Source organism: Agrobacterium sp. CGMCC 11546 (assembly GCF_013365515.1).
Classification (GTDB): domain Bacteria; phylum Pseudomonadota; class Alphaproteobacteria; order Rhizobiales; family Rhizobiaceae; genus Agrobacterium; species Agrobacterium fabrum.
Genome location: NZ_CP047387.1, coordinates 2,692,440 through 2,711,745 on the forward strand (window position 1 = coordinate 2,692,440; position 19,306 = coordinate 2,711,745).

At 58.0% G+C, this 19,306-nt stretch carries 18 protein-coding genes; 3 read left to right on the forward strand and 15 right to left on the reverse strand.

Annotated features, from left to right (window positions below; translation table 11 throughout):
- Positions 1-23: 23 nt before the first annotated feature.
- From GSF67_RS13245 to GSF67_RS13280, 8 genes are all read right to left on the reverse strand, one after another.
- Positions 24-353, reverse strand: coding sequence for an L-rhamnose mutarotase (locus GSF67_RS13245; RefSeq protein ID WP_010972585.1), 330 nt, complete (start codon positions 351-353; stop codon positions 24-26).
- Positions 354-364: 11 nt separating this feature from the next.
- Positions 365-1,498, reverse strand: a complete 1,134-nt coding sequence (locus GSF67_RS13250) for a mannitol dehydrogenase family protein (RefSeq protein WP_006311039.1) — start codon at positions 1,496-1,498, stop codon at positions 365-367.
- Positions 1,495-2,505 carry a zinc-binding alcohol dehydrogenase family protein gene (locus GSF67_RS13255; RefSeq protein ID WP_006311040.1) on the reverse strand — a complete coding sequence of 337 codons (1,011 nt, stop codon included), beginning with the start codon at positions 2,503-2,505 and terminating at the stop codon, positions 1,495-1,497. Before GSF67_RS13255 ends, GSF67_RS13250 begins: the two co-directional genes overlap by 4 nt.
- A gap of 3 nt (positions 2,506-2,508) precedes the next feature.
- Positions 2,509-3,330: an amidohydrolase gene (locus GSF67_RS13260; protein WP_006311041.1), complete on the reverse strand. Its 822-nt coding sequence runs from the start codon at positions 3,328-3,330 to the stop codon at positions 2,509-2,511.
- A 4-nt stretch (positions 3,331-3,334) separates the two neighbouring features.
- Positions 3,335-4,348 (reverse strand): aldo/keto reductase, encoded by a 1,014-nt coding sequence (locus GSF67_RS13265; protein ID WP_006311042.1) that lies wholly within the window; start codon positions 4,346-4,348, stop codon positions 3,335-3,337.
- Positions 4,349-4,441: 93 nt separating this feature from the next.
- Positions 4,442-5,383, reverse strand: coding sequence for an ABC transporter substrate-binding protein (locus GSF67_RS13270; RefSeq protein ID WP_006311043.1), 942 nt, complete (start codon positions 5,381-5,383; stop codon positions 4,442-4,444).
- Positions 5,384-5,458: 75 nt separating this feature from the next.
- Complete coding sequence (locus GSF67_RS13275) at positions 5,459-6,481, reverse strand: ABC transporter permease (RefSeq protein WP_006311044.1); 1,023 nt, start codon at positions 6,479-6,481, stop codon at positions 5,459-5,461.
- 8 nt (positions 6,482-6,489) lie between these two features.
- A complete protein-coding gene (locus tag GSF67_RS13280; protein WP_006311045.1) occupies positions 6,490-8,055 on the reverse strand; it encodes a sugar ABC transporter ATP-binding protein in 1,566 nt (521 codons plus the stop codon).
- A 254-nt stretch (positions 8,056-8,309) separates the two neighbouring features.
- Between GSF67_RS13280 and GSF67_RS13285 the strand changes: the two genes are divergently transcribed.
- Both GSF67_RS13285 and GSF67_RS13290 read left to right on the forward strand, forming a co-directional pair.
- A complete protein-coding gene (locus tag GSF67_RS13285) occupies positions 8,310-9,002 on the forward strand; it encodes a FadR/GntR family transcriptional regulator (RefSeq protein ID WP_006311046.1) in 693 nt (230 codons plus the stop codon).
- A gap of 42 nt (positions 9,003-9,044) precedes the next feature.
- On the forward strand, positions 9,045-10,577 hold the full coding sequence (locus GSF67_RS13290; protein ID WP_006311047.1) for a UxaA family hydrolase: 1,533 nt from the start codon (positions 9,045-9,047) through the stop codon (positions 10,575-10,577).
- Positions 10,578-10,665: 88 nt separating this feature from the next.
- On the opposite strand, the gene purH is transcribed toward GSF67_RS13290, so the two are convergent.
- The 4 genes from purH to htpX all read right to left on the reverse strand — a co-directional run bounded on the left by purH (position 10,666) and on the right by htpX (position 16,575).
- Positions 10,666-12,282, reverse strand: coding sequence for a bifunctional phosphoribosylaminoimidazolecarboxamide formyltransferase/IMP cyclohydrolase (gene purH, locus GSF67_RS13295; RefSeq protein WP_006311048.1), 1,617 nt, complete (start codon positions 12,280-12,282; stop codon positions 10,666-10,668).
- Between the two features lie 152 nt (positions 12,283-12,434).
- On the reverse strand, positions 12,435-14,102 hold the full coding sequence (locus tag GSF67_RS13300; RefSeq protein WP_006311056.1) for a heparinase II/III family protein: 1,668 nt from the start codon (positions 14,100-14,102) through the stop codon (positions 12,435-12,437).
- A gap of 125 nt (positions 14,103-14,227) precedes the next feature.
- Complete coding sequence (locus GSF67_RS13305; protein ID WP_006311057.1) at positions 14,228-15,613, reverse strand: RsmB/NOP family class I SAM-dependent RNA methyltransferase; 1,386 nt, start codon at positions 15,611-15,613, stop codon at positions 14,228-14,230.
- Positions 15,610-16,575: a zinc metalloprotease HtpX gene (gene htpX / locus GSF67_RS13310; RefSeq protein WP_006311058.1), complete on the reverse strand. Its 966-nt coding sequence runs from the start codon at positions 16,573-16,575 to the stop codon at positions 15,610-15,612. The genes GSF67_RS13305 and htpX overlap by 4 nt, the downstream gene beginning before the upstream one ends.
- Positions 16,576-16,689: 114 nt before the next feature.
- On the opposite strand from htpX, the gene GSF67_RS13315 reads away from it, so the two are divergent.
- Positions 16,690-16,902, forward strand: coding sequence for a DUF1674 domain-containing protein (locus tag GSF67_RS13315; RefSeq protein ID WP_006311059.1), 213 nt, complete (start codon positions 16,690-16,692; stop codon positions 16,900-16,902).
- A gap of 61 nt (positions 16,903-16,963) precedes the next feature.
- Here GSF67_RS13315 and GSF67_RS13320 read toward each other — a convergent pair whose 3' ends face one another.
- Genes GSF67_RS13320 through rsmG form a run of 3 tightly spaced genes read right to left on the reverse strand, consistent with a single transcriptional unit; the run spans position 16,964 to position 19,306 of the window.
- A complete protein-coding gene (locus GSF67_RS13320) occupies positions 16,964-17,845 on the reverse strand; it encodes a ParB/RepB/Spo0J family partition protein (RefSeq protein WP_006311060.1) in 882 nt (293 codons plus the stop codon).
- 29 nt (positions 17,846-17,874) lie between these two features.
- A complete protein-coding gene (locus GSF67_RS13325; RefSeq protein WP_006311061.1) occupies positions 17,875-18,669 on the reverse strand; it encodes a ParA family protein in 795 nt (264 codons plus the stop codon).
- Between the two features lie 19 nt (positions 18,670-18,688).
- A complete protein-coding gene (rsmG, locus tag GSF67_RS13330; protein WP_006311062.1) occupies positions 18,689-19,306 on the reverse strand; it encodes a 16S rRNA (guanine(527)-N(7))-methyltransferase RsmG in 618 nt (205 codons plus the stop codon).

The window sequence follows — 19,306 nt, forward strand, 5'->3', positions numbered from 1 at the left end:
CGGTCAGAGTCAAAGAAAATCGTTCAATCGAGGTGGAAGGTTTCTTCCATCATTGCCCACCACTCACCTTCCTTGCGGCTTTCGAGTGGTTGCTGGCAGGGAATGGTGAAAGACCACCACTCCTGGTTCTTTGGGCTTGCAGCTATCTTCGCCATATCGGCGCTGAAATCGCTGCCGTGATATTCCCAGTAGCCGAACAGCAGATTTTCCGGCTCGCGCAGGAAGATCGTGTAGTTGCGAATGTTGCTTTCGCTGATCAATGCCAGAACCTCCGGCCAGACCGCGGCGTGCAGCCTTTTATATTCCGCGATCATCTCAGGCTTGACGCCGATGACCATGCCCATGCGCTGCATGAAAAACTCCATTATTGCTTGATGGCGGCAAGCGCCGCCCGCAGCTTCGACTGCGGCAGTTTCAATTCCAGCCTTTCGGCGGCGGCAATGACCGGGGCAAAACGGCGGCGCTTCTTTTCGTCATGGTTGCCGGCGATATCGGCAAGGCGATGCGCGAGAAAGGGATTGCGCAAACGCTCCCGCAACAGGCCGATATAGGCTTTCGCCTCGTCTCCCATGCCTTCAGCTGCAAAGACCGGCAGAACCTCGTCGTGCCAGAGCGCTTCCATATCCGCCACCAGAGCGTCGTCGGCCATGGCCTGCCGCACCGTCTCGTCCTTCGAGCGTGCATCCTGCACCCAGCGCTCCGCCAGATAGGAGTGACCGAGATTGAGCAGGAACAACTTCAGTTTTTCATAGTGGTCGAGATCATCTGTCAGCACCACCGCGGGGTGGGTACAGGGAAGGACGAGACCTTCCTGTTTCTCGATCGCCCAGAGTGCATAGGGTTCCGCCTCGGCGCCGACAGGATCGATCGGCTCGGAGACGATGCGGTCCACCAGACTATTGGCGAAACGGCACTTCTCATTCAGATAGAAGGCAAAACCCGCCGGCAATTGCCATTCGTCTGCAAGCCGGCGAATGACTTGGCTCAGCTTTTCGCCGTTGCGCGGCACGAGCTCGCAGGGGAAAATCGAGACGGGCGCTTCCGGATTAAGCTCAAAACGCTCCAGCAGCAGCATGCAAAGCTTCGCCGGAAAGCTTTTCGGCACGATGGTGAAATCGGCGGCAAGCTCGGGTCCGTCGCCCGAATCCAGCTCATAACCACGATCGCCCGTGTTGGATAGAATGACCTCGGCCACACAGGCGAGACGGCGCACCGCGGCCCAATCGGTCGCCGCGGTCAAAGCCCGCGCGACTGCCTTGCCTTGAATTTCCTCGTCAACTTCCTGCCCATCGCTGATACCGCGAATACGCACGGGGTAGGGTGCGCCGCTGTTCAGCGCCGCAACGCGCTTCAGGCTCTCGGCATTGCCGGTCGTCTGGACGATTGCAATGCGGCCCAGCGCCTCGCCACTATCGAGCGCCTGCGAAACGAACAGATCCGCATGGGCGAGAAGAAAGCGGCTGGTGCCGAATTGCAGGATGGGCGTATCGGGTGTCATGCGACCTCCACCATGCCCTTGATGACTCCGGCTTTCGGATCGGTCAGGCCGGCGAACTTCGAGGGAACATCGGCAAGTGTCATGCGATGGGTGATCAGCGCCTCCGGCACTTTCCCTTCGCGCAAGGCGCGAAGCACTCGCTCGAAATCATCAGGCGTCGCGTTGCGGCTGCCGAGCAGCGTCGTCTCGCGCTTGTGAAATTCCGGGTCGTTGAAGCTGATATCGCTGGCGACGATGGACACCAGAACATAGGAGCCGCCGTGACCGACGAAGGAGAAACCGCGCTCCATGGCTTTCGGATTGCCGGTCGCATCAAAAACCGCATCGAAGAAATCGCCAGCGGTGATGTCGGACAGACGATCCGTGTCACCGTCGCCGAGGGCGACCGTATGAGCGACACCGAGGTGGTCCTTGCAGAAATCCAGCCGGTCGGTGCGACCGTCGATCATCGTCACTTCCGCGCCATCGAGAACCGCAAAGACAGCAACCGCCATGCCGATCGGGCCGGCACCGACGATCAGGACCCTTTGCCCTTTTTCGACGGCACCCCGACGCACCGCATGGCCACCGATCGCCAGAAATTCCGTCATGGCTGCTTGGTCGAGGCTCAGCCCCTCCGCCTTCAGCACGAATTGCTGCGGCACGCTCAGATATTCCACCATGCCGCCATCGCGATGAACGCCAAGCACCCCGATATTGCGGCAGCAATTGCTCTTACCCTTCAGGCAGGCATTGCATTTCCCGCAGGACATATAGGGAATTATGGTCACCACATCGCCAGCGGAAAGGTGGCTGCCAGCGGGTGCCTCCTCAACCGTGCCGGAAAGTTCGTGACCCATGATCCGCGGATAGGAAAGATAGGGCTGGTTGCCGGTGAAGATATGCAGATCCGTACCGCAAACGCCGATCCGGCGAATACGCACCAGCACTTCACCTTCGCCGCGCACGGGTTGCGGCAGATCCTTGGCGGTTAGTTGACCGGGAGTGTCACAGAAAATCGCCAGCATGCATCACCTGTCAGTAAGGGAGTAAAAACGAATGGCGTTGCCGCCGAAAACTGCCGCATGGTCCTTGGCCGGCACGATGTCACGGCAGAAATCCAGCCAGCCCTGATAGTCACCCGCAAGGCGCAGCACGGGCCAGTCACTGCCGAAGATCGCCCGATCGCCCCCGAATAGGTCCAGAATGGTCTCGGCATAGGGCCGCACCGCTTCCGGACGCTGCTCACCACGCTCGGTAAGCAGGCCAGATAGCTTGCAATGGACATTGCGAAGGGCAGAGAGAGCCGCCATATCGCGCCGCCAGTCACTATATTGACCAGTGGCAATCAGAGGCTTCGCGCCATGATCGATCACGATTGGCAACTCGGGATGCCGGCGCGCGAAGGAGAGGAGATGCGGCAGATTGGGCGGTAGAATCAGCGCGTCAAACACCAGACCGTGCTTCACAAGCGCTTCAACGGCAGCGTCCAGCGCGGGATCGTCTATCCAAGCGACGTCTTCCATACCCTGCAGCATGGGGCGCACGCCTTTGAAGGCAGGATGTTTCGCCCGGCGGGCGATCTCCTCGGTCATTTCGGCAGACTTCATATCCACCCAGCCGACAACGCCCTTGATGAAATCGGTGTTTTCAGCAAGCTCCAGCATGAAATCCGTGTCGTCCGCCGTCTCCATCGTCTGCACGAGCACCGTGCCAGAAACCCCGGCGGCCGTCAGCAATGGCGACAGATCGGTAGGAAGAAAATCCCGGTAGATAGCGGCCAGCGATGGCGGCGGCCATTGCCCGGCGTGATCCTTCATCAGCCAGAAATGCTGGTGGGCGTCGATGAGCATTGCCTCAGACCTCTCCGCCCGGCACGGGCGCACCGTCGGCAATCAAGCCGCGCTTATGCAACTCCGACCAGAATTCATCCGGGATGGACTGTTCGAACCACTCGATATTGGCGGCGAGCTGCTGCGCATTGCGCGCACCTGAAACGACCGTGACCGACGCCGGATGGGCAAGCGGAAACTGCAGCGCGGCGGCCTGCAGCGAGACACCCTGCTCCTCACATACGCTGTGCAGCGCATCCACGCGCTTAAGGATATCGGCAGGCGCATCGGCATAGTTGAATTTGCGGTTGCCAGCCAGAATGCCCGAATTGAAAGCGCCTGCGACAATGATGGCTACGCCGCTTTCAGCGCAGCGGTTCATGAAAGCAAGGCTTTGCTGTTCGAGCAGCGTATAACGGCCGGCCAGCATGGCGACGTCGATATCGAAGACATCCATGGCGTCGTTGATGATTTCCCACTCGTTGACGCCAAGGCCGACTGCCCCGGTCGATCCTTCGTCGCGCAGTTTGCCAAGCGCGCGGAACCCGCCGCCGGTGGTCAGCTGCTCCCAATAGTGTTGGTGCTTTTCGCCATGGGTATGGGAACCGATATCATGCACATAAAGAATATCCGGCTTCAAGATACCCAGCCGCTGCTGGCTTGCCTCGAAGGACCGCAAAATGCCGTCATAGGAATAATCATAGACCGGGCGGAACGGCAGGGGCGCAATATAGGCATCCTCCTCCGGGCCCACGGTCTCATCCGGCACCATCACACGGCCGACCTTGGTGCTGAGCGTATAGTCGCCGCGGTCATGCTCGGTCACCATGGTGCCTAGGCGACGCTCCGAGCGCGTATAGCCATAAAACGGCGCGGTATCGAAATAGCGCATGCCGCTTTCCCACGCCTTGTCGAACGCACCCTTGGATTCCTCATAGGGCGTAACACGGTAGAGATTGCCCATCTGGGCGCAACCAAGGCCCATGATTGTGACCTCTACCGGACGGTTCGGCAATTGACGTGTATCGGAGACTTTCATCGCAGGCACTTCCCGAATTCTTGAAATGGAGCGGTGGGTTAAACCGCACGCAGGTGATGAGGCGCGCCACCCTTCGGCGGCGCGCCGTCAGTATCAGTAAAGCACGTTCTTGGCCTCAGGCTTTTCGATATTGTCCTTGGTGACAACAACGACGCCGGTATCGACGAACTTCTCAACCTTTTCCTTGTTGATGAGCTTGGTCACGGTTTCCACGCCCTTTTCACCCATCTGGTACGAACCCTGAACCACGATGCCGGCCAGCGTGCCGTCCTTGACGAAGCTCTGCAGGTCCTGGTTACCGTCGAAGCCCATGGCGATGACCTTGCCGGCCTTGCCGGACTGGGCAAGCGCGCGACCAACACCAATGGCGGTCGGCTCATTGGCGCCGAAAATGCCCTTCAGGTCGGAATTGGCGGCCAGCACGTCGGTGGTCTGGTTCAGCGCCGTCGCCATCTGCGACTGCGAATAGAACGGGCCAACGATCTGAAGCTTCGAATGCATCTGGATGTAATCGGTGAAACCGCCGACACGGCCGATTTCGGAACCGGCACCGGCGACATAGGACATGACGGCAATCTTGCCTTCCGTGCCGACCTTGTCGATCAGCGCCTGCGCTGCCAGTTCGCCGGCTTTCTTGTTGTCGGTCGCCAGGAACGACTGATAATATTGCTCAGAGCCCTTGGCGAGCTGAGAGTCGATCAGGACCACCGGGATACGGGCTTCCCAGGCCTTCTTGACGGCAGGCACCAGCGCATCCGGATCGGAAGGCGCCAGAACGATACCCGCAACCTTACGGTTGATGGCGTTTTCGACCATGTTGACCTGGTCGGCAATCGCCGATTCGGCAGCCGGGCCCTGGAAGGTCATGGTGTTGCCGGAAGAGTTCTTCATCGCCGCGTCAGCGCCCTTCTGGACGTTCTGCCAGAAGGTGGAGTTGACGGTCTTGACGATAACGGCGATTTCACCGGCCTGCACGGTGGAAACGCTCCACAGCGCGATTGCGGATGTCAGAAGGGCAGTCGTAATTTTCTTCATTTCTTCCTCCGTGATGTCGGCATCCGGGCCTCCCCAGCCGATCTTGTTTGCGGAAAGGGTCCGCAGCCCTTTTGATCAGCGGCGGTTGCGCAGCTGGTCGATCCAAACGGTGACCAGAATGACGAGGCCGATGATGATCTGTTGCGTGAAGGCGGAAACGCCGTTCATATTGAGGCCGTTACGCAAAATGCCGATGACAAAGGCGCCGATGGCCGTGCCGGAAATCGTGCCCACGCCGCCGATCAGCGACGTGCCGCCGATGACCGCGCTGGCAATGGCGTCCAGCTCATACATCACACCTTCGTTCGGCTGGGCGGTAACGAGGCGCGACATCAACACGCAGCCCGTCAGCCCGGCGAGCGTGCCGGACAGGATGTAGGTGAAATTGGTAACGCGGGCGACGTTGACGCCGGAAAGCCGGGCAGCATCCGCATTGGAACCCACGGCATAGATGTGGCGGCCGAGGATGGATCGGTTGAGCATGAAGGAAACCGCAAGCGCAATCACCACCATCAGGATGACCGGATAGGGAATGCCGGGAAACACGACATTCGGAAAGCCATCGTCACCGATAGTGACGATGCGGAAGAGTGCGCCATTGCCGAGTTCGCCGAAGGACTCGCCAAGGCCGGATACGGCGCGCGCACCGGTGATCTGCAGGGCCACACCGCGGGCAATCAGCATCATGCCAAGAGTGGCGATGAAGGGCGGCAGCTTGAAGCGCGTCACCAGAAGACCGTTGATGAGGCCACAAAGCGACCCCGTCAGAATGCCGAGCAACATGCCGATGGGCACCGGCATGCCGAGTTCCTTCACCGCAAGGGCGGCAACGACGCCGGCAAGCGCAAGCACCGAACCGACGGAAAGATCGATGCCGCCGGTGATGATGACACAGGTGGCACCAATGCCGAGCAGCGCAATAGAAGTCACCTGCAGCGCGATCGTCATGCCATTATTGACGGTGAAGAAGGCGTTACTGGTCGCGGAGAAGACCGCGACCAGCGCAAAGAGGCTGCCGAGCGCCGCAAATTTCTGGATGATGTCCTTCTGGCGATCGCTGACGGCGAAGCCCTTCTTGGGTTCTGCAATATTGGCCATGTCGTTCCTCACTGCGCGGCCCGGCCGTAACCGGACGCATACCGCATGATTTCTTCTTGATTGGTCTTGGCGGTTTCGAGCACGCCGGTGATACGGCCCTGATGGAACACCGCAATACGATCCGTCAGTCCCAGAATTTCCGGCAGTTCCGAACTGATGAGAATGACGCCGATGCCCTGCGCGGCCAGTTCGTCCATGATCTTGTAGATCGCAAACTTCGCGCCAACATCGATGCCGCGCGTCGGCTCGTCGAAGAACAGCACGCGCGACTGCCGGAACAGCCATTTGCCGATGATGATTTTCTGCTGGTTGCCACCCGAAAGCAGCCGCACGGTCTGATCGATCGAGGGAGTGCGGATATTCAGCAGATCGACGTAACGCTTCGCCACATCGTCATGCTTCTTGAAATCGATCAGCCCGAAACGGTTGGAAACCTCGCCGAGATTGGCGAGCGTCGTATTGGCCGCCACCGACATCTTGATGGCGAGGCCATCGCTTTTGCGATCTTCCGAGAGATAGGCAATGCCTTCCTCGATAGCGTCCTGCGGCGAGCCGATCGAAAGTTCGCGCCCGTTGAAAACGATCTTACCCGCATCGAGCGGATCGGCCCCGAAGATTGCCCGCGCAACTTCCGTTCGTCCCGCGCCCATAAGTCCGGCAAAACCTAAGATTTCGCCACGCCGCAGTGAAAAACTGACGTCACTGAACACGCCATTGCGCGTCAGCCCTTCGACGGAAAAGAGAATATCATCCGTCGGGCGCGAGGTGCGTTCGGGGAATTTGTCTTCCAGCGAACGCCCGACCATACGCGTGACAATGTCATCAACAGTGATCGAGGCGAAATCGTCGGTTGAGATATAACGTCCGTCGCGCAGGATCGTCACGCGATCGACGATCTCGGCCATCTCATCGAGACGATGGGAAATATAAACGATACCGACGCCGGAGGCCTTGAGATCGCGGATAACCTTGAACAGAAGCCGGGTTTCCTGCTCGGTCAGCGAGGAGGTCGGCTCGTCCATGATCAGCACTTCGGCATCAAGAGAGAGCGCCTTGGCGATTTCCACCATCTGACATTGCGCGACGGAAAGACTGCGGACCAGCTGGTCGGGGTTGATATCGACCCCCAGCCGGTCGAGACAGCGTTTGGCATCGAGTCGCAGTTTCTTGCGGTCCACGAGAAAACCCCGGCGCGGCTCACGCGCCAGATAAATGTTCTCGGCAACGGAAAGATGCGGAACAAGGTTGAGTTCCTGATGGATGATGGCGATGCCGGCCGCTTCGGATTGCAGCGGCGATGCATATTGCACCTTCTCGCCTTTGTGCAGGATCGTTCCTTCACTCGGCTGGTAGACACCGCTGATGATCTTCATCAGTGTCGATTTTCCCGCGCCATTCTCGCCGCAGACGGCATGCACTTCGCCGCTGCGCAGATCGAAATGAACGTTCGACAGCGCTTTTACGCCTGGAAATTCCTTGCTGATGTTCTCGAGACGCAGAAGGACCGAACGCTCCGCACGCGCCATCTCCTCAGGCGAAAAATCGCCCCGAATTGTCGATGCGCCCTGCGACATCTGGAAACCTCCACCCTGTTCCCCGCTCCACCGGGGGCCTTGAACAGGGCAAATGGTTAGGCCGGTTTTTTATAATGGTCAAGCCAATTAGGTCAAAAATTGAAGACGCGCTTTGGAGGCAACGGAAAGTCAGTACAAGAAAATTCATAATAACATCGTATTTTCAATTATTTAAGTAATTTCTTGCGTATTGGCACGCTTGACGTTACGGTAAGGCCAAATATAAGTATCACGAAGGCTTCAGTAAAAAACACATGAGTGGTCAGGCCAAAATAGCGGAACCGCGCAGGCTGTATCAGCAGATTGCGGATCAGATACGCGAACTCATCGACGTGGGTGAATTTCTGCCCGGAACGCGGCTTCCCGCCGAACGGGAACTGGCACAGAAACTCGGCGTGTCGAGACCCTCGTTGCGTGAGGCGCTGATTGCGCTTGAAATCGACAACACCGTCGAAATTCGCATGGGTTCCGGCGTCTATGTATCTACCGAAGCGCTTCAGACGACCCATCACACCAAGTCGCTGGGAGACAGCCCTTCCGAACTGATGCAGGCGCGAGCCGCGCTGGAGGGGGCGACCATCGTGCTGGCAGCCAGCCGGATGACCGATGAGACGATCGCGGCCCTCCGTCAGATTCTCAACACCATGCAAAAGGAAATCGAGGCTGGCCGCAAACCCCTCGATCAGGATCGCCTGTTTCACGTGACCATTGCCGAGCAATCCGGCAACAGCGTTCTGGCGAGACTGGTGGCCAACCTCTTCGATGAGCGCCACAGCCCCATTTCAGCCCAGCTTCGCGTCAAATTTGAAGATCGCGACACCTGGACCCGCGCCCTGCAGGAGCACGAAGCTATTCTGGCGGCGCTGGAACTCAAGGATCCGCTGCTGGCGCAGGCCGCCATGCATATCCATCTGGAAGGTTCGAAACGCCGCTGGGTGGATAGCTGAATGACAAACATAGCAGGCAATGTACCGGGAGGAGGAAAACCCGTGAGTGAGAATTCCGAGGCAACCATTTTGCTGAACGCCAACGACAATGTCGCGGTGGCGCGTCGGTCTATCCCAGCTGGCGGAGCGACGGGCAGGGGTGATCTGGCGGCACTCGAGCTGATCGGACGCGGGCACAAGGTAGCCCTCAAACTCATCAAATCCGGAGACGAGGTGCTGAAATACGGGCAGGTCATCGGCATCGCGACCCAGGACATTGAAGCTGGCCGGCATGTGCACCTGCACAATCTCGCCATGGTGCCGTCAGAACATGCGCATCAGTTCAGCGTCGACATCGAGGAAAAGGGCATGGTGCCGGAAGCCGAGCGCCGGACCTTCATGGGTTATGACCGTGGTCTCGGCGGCGTTGGCACACGCAACTATATCGGCGTCATCGCCTCGGTGAACTGTTCCGCCACTGTGTCGCGCTACATCGCCGACTATTTCAACAAACAGGGCGGTTTGGACGGCTTCGACAATGTCGATGGCGTCGTGGCGCTGACCCACGGTGGCGGCTGTGCGCTGAATACCAAGTCGGAAGGTTACCGCCTTCTGATCCGCACCATTCAGGGGTATGCGCGCCATCCGAATTTCGGCGGCATTCTGCTGATCGGCCTCGGCTGCGAAACCAACCAGATTGCCCCCATCCTCGAACATTACAAGATGGAAGAGGGCGAACGGCTGCGCACCATGACCATCCAGCAGCATGGCGGCACCCGTAAGACCATCGATGCGGCAATCACAGAAATCAAGGCGATGCTGCCGATGGTGAACGCCGCCCGCCGCACCGAGCAACCGCTTTCCAAGCTGAAGGTCGCACTGGAATGTGGCGGCTCGGATGGATATTCCGGCATCTCCGCCAATCCGGCTCTGGGTTATGCATCCGACCTTATCGTCCGCAATGGCGGCACGACCGTGCTTTCCGAAACGCCCGAAATCTACGGCGCGGAGCACCTGCTGACCAAACGCGCCGTCACACCTGCGGTCGCCGAAAAACTGCTGCAGCGCATCGACTGGTGGCGGGACTATACCGCCCGCAATGGCGACGAACTCAACAACAATCCTTCGCACGGCAACAAGCTCGGCGGCCTGACTACCATTCTGGAGAAATCGCTGGGCGCGGTCGCCAAGGGTGGCTCCATGCCGCTGAAGGCGGTTTATGAATTTGCCGAGACCGTGACGGAGCAAGGCTTCGTCTTCATGGATACACCCGGCTATGACCCTGTTGCCGTCACCGGCCAGGTCGCCGGCGGCTGCAACGTCATCTGTTTCACCACCGGCCGTGGCTCGGTTTCAGGTTTCAAGCCCTCTCCCTGCATCAAGATCGCCACCAATTCCGAAATGTATGAACACATGAAGGAAGACATGGATATCAACTGCGGTGAGATCGTCACCGGAACGGAAACCATCGAAGAATCCGGCAAACGAATCTTCGAGCATATTCTGGCGGTCGCTTCCGGCGACAAGACGGTGAGCGAAATTTATGACTACGGCGACAATGAATTTGTGCCGTGGCAGGTCGGCGCGGTGACCTGAAACCGCAACACCAACGACTGTCCCACGTGAAACAAAAGGCCCGGAAATCACTTTCCGGGCCTTCGTCATTTCTGTCTATATCGCGCGCTTAATGGCGGAAGTGGCGCATGCCGGTGAAGACCATAGCCACATTATGCTCGTTTGCAGCGTCGATCACGTCCTGATCGCGCATGGAGCCACCCGGCTGGATGACAGCGGTGGCGCCCGCAGCGATTGCAGCAAGCAAACCATCCGCAAACGGATAAAAGGCTTCCGACGCAACGGCAGAGCCGCGCGTCAATGGTTCGGCAAGGCCAAGAGCCTTGGCTGCATCTTCCGCCTTCTGGGCGGCGATGCGGGCGGAATCCACACGGCTCATCTGGCCAGCGCCGATACCCGCCGTCTGACCGTCCTTCGCATAGATCACAGCATTGGATTTCACATGCTTGGCGATCTTGAAAGCGAACTTCATGTCCTCAAGCTCTTGCGCCGTTGGTGCACGCTTGGTTACGACCTTGAGTTCGAGATCCTCGACCATGCCATTGTCACGGCTCTGCACCAGCAGGCCACCGGAAACGGTTTTCGCTGTGAGGCCAGCCGCGCGCGGGTCTGGCAGGCCACCGGCGGCCAGAAGGCGCAGGTTGGGCTTGCGGGCGATGATGGACTTGGCCTCTTCGGTCACGTCAGGCGCGATGATGACTTCGGTGAAGAGCTTGACGATCTCTTCCGCCGTTTCCGCATCGAGCGTGCGGTTGAGCGCAATGACGCCGCCAAAGGCGGAAACGGAATCGCATGCCAGCGCCCGCCGATAGGCTTCTGCAAGGGTAGGGCCGGTCGCAACGCCACAGGGATTGGCGTGTTTGATGATGGCAACGGCCGGCGCATTTTCCGGCAGGAACTCCGCCACCAGCTCGTAAGCCGCATCGGTATCATTGATGTTGTTGTAGGAGAGCTGCTTGCCCTGGAGAAGCGTCGCCGTTGCAACGCCGGGGCGCTTTTCACCGGTCAGGTAGAAACCGGCGCTCTGATGCGGGTTTTCACCATAACGCATCTTTTCTTTCAACACACCGCCGATGGCGCGGTAATGAGGCGTCTCGATCGCCAGTGCTTCGGCAAACCAGTTGGAAATCACGGCATCATAAGCAGCCGTGCGGGCATAGGCCTTGGCGGCAAAACGCTGGCGCAGCGCATAGGAGGTCTGTCCGTCATCGGCCTGCAGGGCTTCCACCAGCGCAGGGTAGTCGGAAGGGTCGGTAACAACGGTGACATAGGCATGGTTCTTGGCGGAAGCGCGGATCATCGCCGGGCCGCCAATATCGATATTCTCAACCGTCGTCGGATAATCGCCGCCCTTGGCGCGCACTTCCTCAAACGGATAGAGATTGATCACGGAAAGATCGATCGCCTCGATACCATGCGCCTTCATGGCCTCGACATGCTCGGCATCGTCGCGGATTGCCAGAAGCCCGCCATGAACATTGGGATGCAGCGTCTTGACGCGGCCATCCATGATCTCGGGAAAATTGGTGACGTCGGAGACATCCGTGACCGCAAGGCCCGCTTCGGCAATGGCCTTTGCCGTACCGCCAGTCGACAGGAGCTTGACGCCGAGCTTGGAGAGTACCGTTGCCAACTCGATAATATCGGTCTTGTCGGACACGGAAAGAAGCGCCGTACGAATCTTGACCTTATCGGGGGCGGGAATTTTCTTGGACACCACGGCCATCGGGCATACTCCGTATAATAGGGAGGACAGGCTGGAAGGGGAATGATCCAGCGATTGCCGCCGCGTTAACACAGCTTACCGCATTAATAAACAGCGAGGATGCCGAACGGCAAAAACTATGGCGGTTTTTACCCTGCCTGGCCTAAAAGCCGTCAGCCCATGCGTTCGATGAGCCAGCGGATTTCCCGGGTATTGACGAGATTGAAGGGTAATTCGATCTGCTGCGAAGGACGCATGCCGGATGCATCCGCCATGAAGACATCATCGGTCACGAAAAGCTCCAGTCCGGGCGCCGAAAACAGCCAGGTGGTGCCATCCGCGGCCTCCAGATAAACCGACTCCTCATCCCGCTGGTGTAGCTGGATATGGGGGTGGATGTGAAAACGGGAAACCGCTGACACGGATTGCAATTGCGCTTTCGCCACGGTTTCGTCAGCGCGAAGCAGGTCTCGGCCCTTTATCTTGGTGCCCGCCGCATTCAATTCTATTTCCCGCTCATGGTAGCAGCCGAAATTCTGCAAATAACCATCATGCGACGCCCAAAGGATGTCATTGCCATTTGCATCCGTTCCACGTCGGCTATCGACCTGGCTGACGCCCGAAACCATGATCGGGCCAAGCAACCTCGAGCGCGACAATCTGCAGGACGAAGTGTCGGCAAGCGTGACGGTGGAATGCGCCGCCGTGGAACGGCTGGCGCGCTGATATTCCGGTGCGGCATTACGCGGAAACCCGGAATTGACGATAAACCGGTTCTTACCGCAGGACATTTCGAAAGAGAGACACCCCGAATGGGCGCTGCGCGACAGTTCCGCTGAACCGGGATAACCGGTGTCCACGATGATAACAGTCTCATCTGTCGCGAGCCGATGGTAATTCACATCCGTCAGGACCTTGGAAGGCCGGCCGGCCGTTTCATCATAACGCAGCACGGAAACAAGCTCGTTGGCGAGCGTCGCCGTGGCGCCGTTAAACAGCGCAAGATCGCCGCCCTGGTGCCGGAAGAACCGGATCGCCGGAAACATGCGGTCTATCGCCGGCACCAGTCCGGAGGGCAGGTCATGGCCAAGATTAATATAACTTTGCCGCAGCGGCAGGAGATCCAGCAGGAGATCCAGCATAACCCTTGGATTGCGGGAAACATGCCCGCCATCGGGGAGAATCTGGCGTTCCATTTCCTGAGCCAGCTTCGTTCCGTTCCGGTTGATCCGTGACAGCCGTGTGGGCATGGCGATGGAGGCCATCGCAAGCGCTATTCTGATCCGCAGCCGCGCTTCACCATCCGGCGCATGTTTGACGATCCGCTCGAGGTAACGCACATGAAAGGCGAGGCTCTTCAGGAAACGGCGATAAAAGCCCGCATCGGCCTCGTATAAAACCACGGGAGAATGCGAGAGCCAGGCTATCAGCCTCTGCGCCGCAATGTCAGGTGACCAGGCCGTGCCCGTAACGCGCTTGCCATGCAACACCATCCACTCGGCAACGATGCGACGCGCACGCTTGCAGGCCTCGCTCGATTTATCGGAACGAATGTGCCGCAGCCAGGTGAATGCTTGCAGCCGTTCTTCAAAAACTGCTGAAGGGTAATCTACCTGAAACGGCGAAGCGCCGCCTGTTTCAACGACGCGCCCGGCAAGCGCGATGCGACCGCGCAACAACTCCTCGGCAAAATAGGGATCGATCGCTCTCAGATCGGTGGGTGCAGCCACCAGGCCAGTGGGCACGCGGTTGGTGAATCGCGATAGATGCAGACGCAACGGGGTAAGGCCGACACACAGATGACGATAAGCCATCCGCGAAAGAAGACCGGCGGCATTCATGCTGCCTGCGAAGGACCCTAACAAGCTGTGTTTCCCGTTTCACATGTTTTGTTTTTATCAGTGAACCGCGATGATCGGAACGTTTTCGATAAATATCTAATGATTCGCGAGAGCTTGGCTTTTTTCTACTTCTTACGCAAGACACTGCTAAAAAACCCATCGACGCCACCGAACATATCCGGGGTCGTGCGAAGATCACCCGCAGCGCTGATGGCCGCTTCCATTCCGGGCCAGTCTTCCCTGTGGACGACAACACGCTCCACATCAGGGTTTTCCGCCAGAACCTCGGCAATCATCTCTTCCCCTTCGGAAGGATCGAGCGAGCAGTTGGAAAAGACCACGAGGCCCCCCGGCCCGACGAGCGTTAGCGCATGTCGCAGCATCTGGCCCTGAAGTGCCGCAAGTTTGGCAATGTCGTTCTCGTCTTTCGTCCAGCAGACGTCGGGATGCTTGCGCAAAGTCCCGGTTGACGAACAGGGTGCATCGAGCAGCACGGCGTCGAAAAGCTCGTCCGGCTGGTATTTCAGCATATTGGCCTCCACCGTTTCGGCATGGAGACCAAGTCGGTCGAGATTTTCCCGAAGGCGGCGAAGACGGTTGCCGGACTGATCCAGCGCCGTTACCCTGGCGCCCGCCAGCGCAAGCTGGGCGGTCTTGCCGCCGGGGGCAGCGCAAAGATCGGCGACGCGCTTGCCGCAGATATCGCCCAGCAGCCTTACCGGCATGCTGGCTGCGAGATCCTGAACCCACCATGCGCCCTCGGCGAAACCGTCGAGCGAGGGGATCTGGCCTTCGAATTCACCCAGACGCACGCTGCCATTCGGCATAAGCGTGCCACCCAGTTTTTCCGCCCAAAGAGCGGGATCGGCCTTCACCGTCAGGTCAATGCAGGACGGTGTCAGCTGCGCTTGCGAGATCCTTTGAGCCACCTCATCGCCATAAGCCGAAACAAGCCGCGCATAGAACCAGTCTGGCAAGACTGGAACGTCAGCGATAGCCTTTTCGATCTCCGCTTTTTCACGGCCGAGCCTCCGAAGCACGGCATTGACGAGCTTGACGAAACGCCGGTTGCGCGGATCGCGATGCGCCTGCTCCACGGCGAGATCGACAGCGGAATGATCCGGTACATCGAGGTAAAGCATCTGCGCAGCACCAACGACGAGGACGTGATGCAGCGACCGCGCGCCTTGCGGCAATGGCCCATCCAACAACATCGACAATGCCGCCTCGATGCGCGGGAGGTGACGAAGCGCACTATTGACGATCGCCCTCACCAGTGCCCGGTCAGCAAGCGACAAGGCACGATAGACGGGATTGCCGTTTTCGCTGTCGAGCATCCCATCCATCGAGGTCTTTTTTTCCAGAACGGCCGCGAGAATGCGGGTGGCAGCAATGCGCGCTGCAAGACCCGGCTTGTCCTCGAAAGACGAAGGGCCGTCTTCACGGCCCCTTGCGTGCGCTGGCTTCGGTTTTCTGGACCGCGCCGGCTTATTCTGAATATCGGATGTCAAGACCACGGCCCCTTGCGCTCGTTTTCATTGCCTCGTCCCCAGCCCGTTTTGGGAACGGAACCTGATTTGCGCACCGGTCTATCACCCGATGGCGGCGGCGTCGATGCTCGCGGAGAAAACTCCTGCGCCATCGCGCGCAGCGCCGCCACGCGGTTTTCCGTGTTCGGATGGGTGGAAAAAAGATTGTCCATACGCTCGCCGGAGAGCGGATTGATGATGAACATATGCGCCGTTGCCGGATTCCGCTCAGCATCGTCATTGTGAATTTGCTGTGCCATGCCTGAAATCTTCTGCAGGGCAGAGGCAAGCCAGAGCGGGTTGCCGCAGATTTCCGCGCCGCGCCGGTCGGCAGAATATTCCCGGGTGCGACTGATAGCCATCTGCACCAGCATTGCCGCAAGCGGCGCCACTATCATCGCCACCAGCACACCGATGAAGCCCAAGGGGTTATTGTTGTTCTCCCTGTTGCCGCCAAAGAAGAAGGCAAAATTGCCGAGCATGGAGATCGCACCCGCGAGCGTGGCGGTGATTGTCATGGTCAGGGTATCGCGGTTCTGCACATGGGCGAGTTCATGCGCCATGACGCCGGCCACTTCCTCGGGCGTCAAACGCTCCAGCAGTCCGGTCGACGCCGCAACAGCGGCGTTCTCAGGATTTCGACCCGTCGCGAAGGCGTTTGGCTGCGGACTGTCGTAAATATAGACCTTCGGCATGGGCAGACCCGCATTCTGCGAGAGATCCCGTATCATGTTAAAAAACTCAGGCGCATTCACCTCATCGATCTCCCGGGCGCGATAGGCCGAAAGGACCATCTTGTCCGAATTCCAATAGGAAAAAAGGTTCATACCGGCCGCAATCAGCAGCGCTATCATCATGCCGCCTTTACCGCCGATCAGAAAACCGACACCCATGAACAATGCGGTCATGAAGGCCAGAAGCATTGCCGTGCGCATCATGTTCATCCGTTGAACTCTCCTTCTCTCGCCTGAAATATTGTGGGGTTTATAAAACCCCTTAGATTATATAATCTGGTAAGCGGCAAACATATTTCAATATCCCGTCATTGGGAGGATTTCATGCAGAATGCAGATAATGACAATGGTGCCGAAGAGGGCGCGGAGCAGGTGAGGCGACTTTCGCCCGCAGCGCAGCGAGCGCTGGAGGAAGCGGAAGAACGGCGCCAGCAGCAGGCTGATCTTCAATTGCCGCCGGAGACTGGCGGTCGCGGTGGCGCAGAACCCGTTCGTTTTGGTGATTACGAAATAAAAGGCAGGGCTATCGATTTTTGAGGGCCGCAAAACGAAAATACCCACCTTTGGCGGGTATTTATCAATTAAAACAGATATTTAATTATTTCTGCTCCAGCAGCCGGCAGACGGCTTCAAGCTGTTCAAGTGTGCGGTAACCGATACGAATCTGCCCCGATCCACCCTTGTGGCTGATTTTCACATCGAGGCCAAGAGCGTCTGAAAGACTGCGTTCGAGCGCAATCGTATCCGAATCCTTTTCCCCAGCCGGACGCTTTTCAGCAATCTCACCCTGCGATTTGATATCGTTTTGCGCCAGACGTTCGGCATCACGCACCGAAAGTCCCTTGGAAACAATCGTGCGTGCCAGAGTCGCCGGATCGGAAGTGGAGACCAGCGCGCGCGCGTGACCGGCGGAAAGCGAACCATCCGCCAGCATATCCCGGACCGGATCGGGCAGCTTGAGAAGCCGCAGACTATTGGCAACATGGCTTCGGCTCTTACCGATGATTTCGCCGAGATCATTCTGCGTATAACCATGTTCGGCGATCAGCTGTTCGTAACCCATCGCCTCTTCAAGCGGATTGAGGTCGGAACGCTGGACGTTTTCGACGATGGCAAGTTCCAGAGCAGTACGATCATCCACATCGCGAACAATAACGGGGACGTCGGTAAAACCAGCCAGCTGTGCCGCGCGCCAGCGGCGCTCACCGGCGATAATCTCGTATCGGTTGACTCCAACCGTTCTCACTACTACTGGCTGAACGATTCCGTGTTGTCGGATGGAGGCGGCAAGATCCTGCAGCTCGTTTTCATCGAAATGGCGCCGCGGGTTTCTGTGGCTTCGGGCGATAAATTCGATCGGAATGGTACGATCAGCGTTAACCGCGCGCTGAGGCTCGCCGACCGGCACGGGCTGATCCATTTCACCGATCAATGCGGCAAGACCGCGCCCTAATCGACGCTTCGAAAGATCATCACTCATAAGATATTACTCCATACAGTCCGCAAATGTCAGGCGGCTTTGCGCAGGCGCTCTCTCTGGATCACTTCGGATGCCAGTTGCAAATAGGCCTGACTGCCGGCGCATTTCAGGTCATAGAGAATGGCCGGCTTACCATAGGACGGCGCTTCCGACACACGAACGTTGCGCGGAATGAGGGTATGGTAAACCTTCTCGCCAAGATGGCTACGCACATCCGAAACGACCTGTTGCGCGAGATTGTTCCGCGCATCGAACATCGTCAAAACGATGCCCTGTATATCAAGCTGCGGGTTGACCGAGCCGCGTATCTGGCTAACCGTGTCCAGCAGCTGACTGAGACCTTCCAGGGCAAAGAACTCGCATTGCAGCGGCACCAGCACAGAATGCGCGGCCGTCATCGCATTCATCGTCAAAAGATTGAAAGATGGCGGGCAATCAACCAGAATATAGGAATAGCCTCTGGCTTCCGGCGTTTCCATTGCCGCACGCAGCAGGAAAACGCGGTTTGCGACATTCGCGACCTGCATCTCGAAACCGAGCAAATCCATTGTGGAGGGCACGATATCGAGATTCGGCACCGCCGTGGGTACAGCAACCTCCGCAATCCCATGTTCTCCTACCAGAAGATCATAGGAAGAAAGCTTGCGCTCTTTGCGGTCAATTCCGAGCCCAGTACTCGCATTGCCCTGCGGGTCCAGGTCGATGATCAGCACACGCTCACCAATAGCCGCAAGCGCGGTCGCCAGATTGATAGCGGTTGTTGTCTTGCCAACGCCGCCTTTCTGGTTCGCAACTGCGATAATTCGGTTTTTTTCAAAGGTCATGCCGCACCTGGCCAGCTTGTCAGCGTCTCAAAACGAGGTTGCTGATTTCAAGAACAACAGAATCTGCCTCAATGGCACTCCGATGTTTTATCAGATCAAACTGCCAGCGACCATGCGCTTTCTGCACTTCAGAATCATAATCCCGGCCTTTATTAAAATAAGCCTTGAGATTGGGATTATTCTGCGCCCAGGGATGAATATACTCAAAAAGCAAATCCAGATCTGCAAGGGCACGGGCGGAAACGGCATCACAAGTTGTTATAATTTCCGACGCCGTCTCGATTCTGACAGGATGAACCGCACCTCTGGCGCCGGTTTCCTTAAGAGCGATTCGCAAAAATGCAGCCTTCTTATTGTTGCTTTCCACCAGATCGACCCAACCGTCGCCTAGTTCTGCCAAGAAAATCGCCGTGATGACACCGGGAAACCCACCGCCGCTGCCGAGATCAATCCATTTTTTTGGTTGAGGAGAAAGCTGGAAGATTTGCGCGCTATCAGCAACATGCCGGCTCCAAAGCTCCGTCAGCGTGGAGGGCGCTACCAGATTCGTGGTCTTATTCCACTTCTTGAAAAACTCGACAAAATGCTCGAGCCTCTCCTGTGTTTCACGTGAAACACTCTGGCCGTTTATCTTCAT

What these genes read in the sequence shown, in the direction of transcription:
- GSF67_RS13245 (WP_010972585.1), bottom strand. Translation starts at nt 353, where the DNA reads ATGCAGCGCATGGGCATGGTCATCGGCGTCAAGCCTGAGATGATCGCG.
- GSF67_RS13250 (WP_006311039.1), bottom strand. Translation starts at nt 1,498, where the DNA reads ATGACACCCGATACGCCCATCCTGCAATTCGGCACCAGCCGCTTTCTT.
- GSF67_RS13255 (WP_006311040.1), bottom strand. Translation starts at nt 2,505, where the DNA reads ATGCTGGCGATTTTCTGTGACACTCCCGGTCAACTAACCGCCAAGGAT.
- GSF67_RS13260 (WP_006311041.1), bottom strand. Translation starts at nt 3,330, where the DNA reads ATGCTCATCGACGCCCACCAGCATTTCTGGCTGATGAAGGATCACGCC.
- GSF67_RS13265 (WP_006311042.1), bottom strand. Translation starts at nt 4,348, where the DNA reads ATGAAAGTCTCCGATACACGTCAATTGCCGAACCGTCCGGTAGAGGTC.
- GSF67_RS13270 (WP_006311043.1), bottom strand. Translation starts at nt 5,383, where the DNA reads ATGAAGAAAATTACGACTGCCCTTCTGACATCCGCAATCGCGCTGTGG.
- GSF67_RS13275 (WP_006311044.1), bottom strand. Translation starts at nt 6,481, where the DNA reads ATGGCCAATATTGCAGAACCCAAGAAGGGCTTCGCCGTCAGCGATCGC.
- GSF67_RS13280 (WP_006311045.1), bottom strand. Translation starts at nt 8,055, where the DNA reads ATGTCGCAGGGCGCATCGACAATTCGGGGCGATTTTTCGCCTGAGGAG.
- GSF67_RS13285 (WP_006311046.1), top strand. Translation starts at nt 8,310, where the DNA reads ATGAGTGGTCAGGCCAAAATAGCGGAACCGCGCAGGCTGTATCAGCAG.
- purH (WP_006311048.1), bottom strand. Translation starts at nt 12,282, where the DNA reads ATGGCCGTGGTGTCCAAGAAAATTCCCGCCCCCGATAAGGTCAAGATT.
- GSF67_RS13300 (WP_006311056.1), bottom strand. Translation starts at nt 14,102, where the DNA reads ATGAATGCCGCCGGTCTTCTTTCGCGGATGGCTTATCGTCATCTGTGT.
- htpX (WP_006311058.1), bottom strand. Translation starts at nt 16,575, where the DNA reads ATGAACATGATGCGCACGGCAATGCTTCTGGCCTTCATGACCGCATTG.
- GSF67_RS13315 (WP_006311059.1), top strand. Translation starts at nt 16,690, where the DNA reads ATGCAGAATGCAGATAATGACAATGGTGCCGAAGAGGGCGCGGAGCAG.
- GSF67_RS13320 (WP_006311060.1), bottom strand. Translation starts at nt 17,845, where the DNA reads ATGAGTGATGATCTTTCGAAGCGTCGATTAGGGCGCGGTCTTGCCGCA.
- GSF67_RS13325 (WP_006311061.1), bottom strand. Translation starts at nt 18,669, where the DNA reads ATGACCTTTGAAAAAAACCGAATTATCGCAGTTGCGAACCAGAAAGGC.
- rsmG (WP_006311062.1), bottom strand. Translation starts at nt 19,306, where the DNA reads ATGAAGATAAACGGCCAGAGTGTTTCACGTGAAACACAGGAGAGGCTC.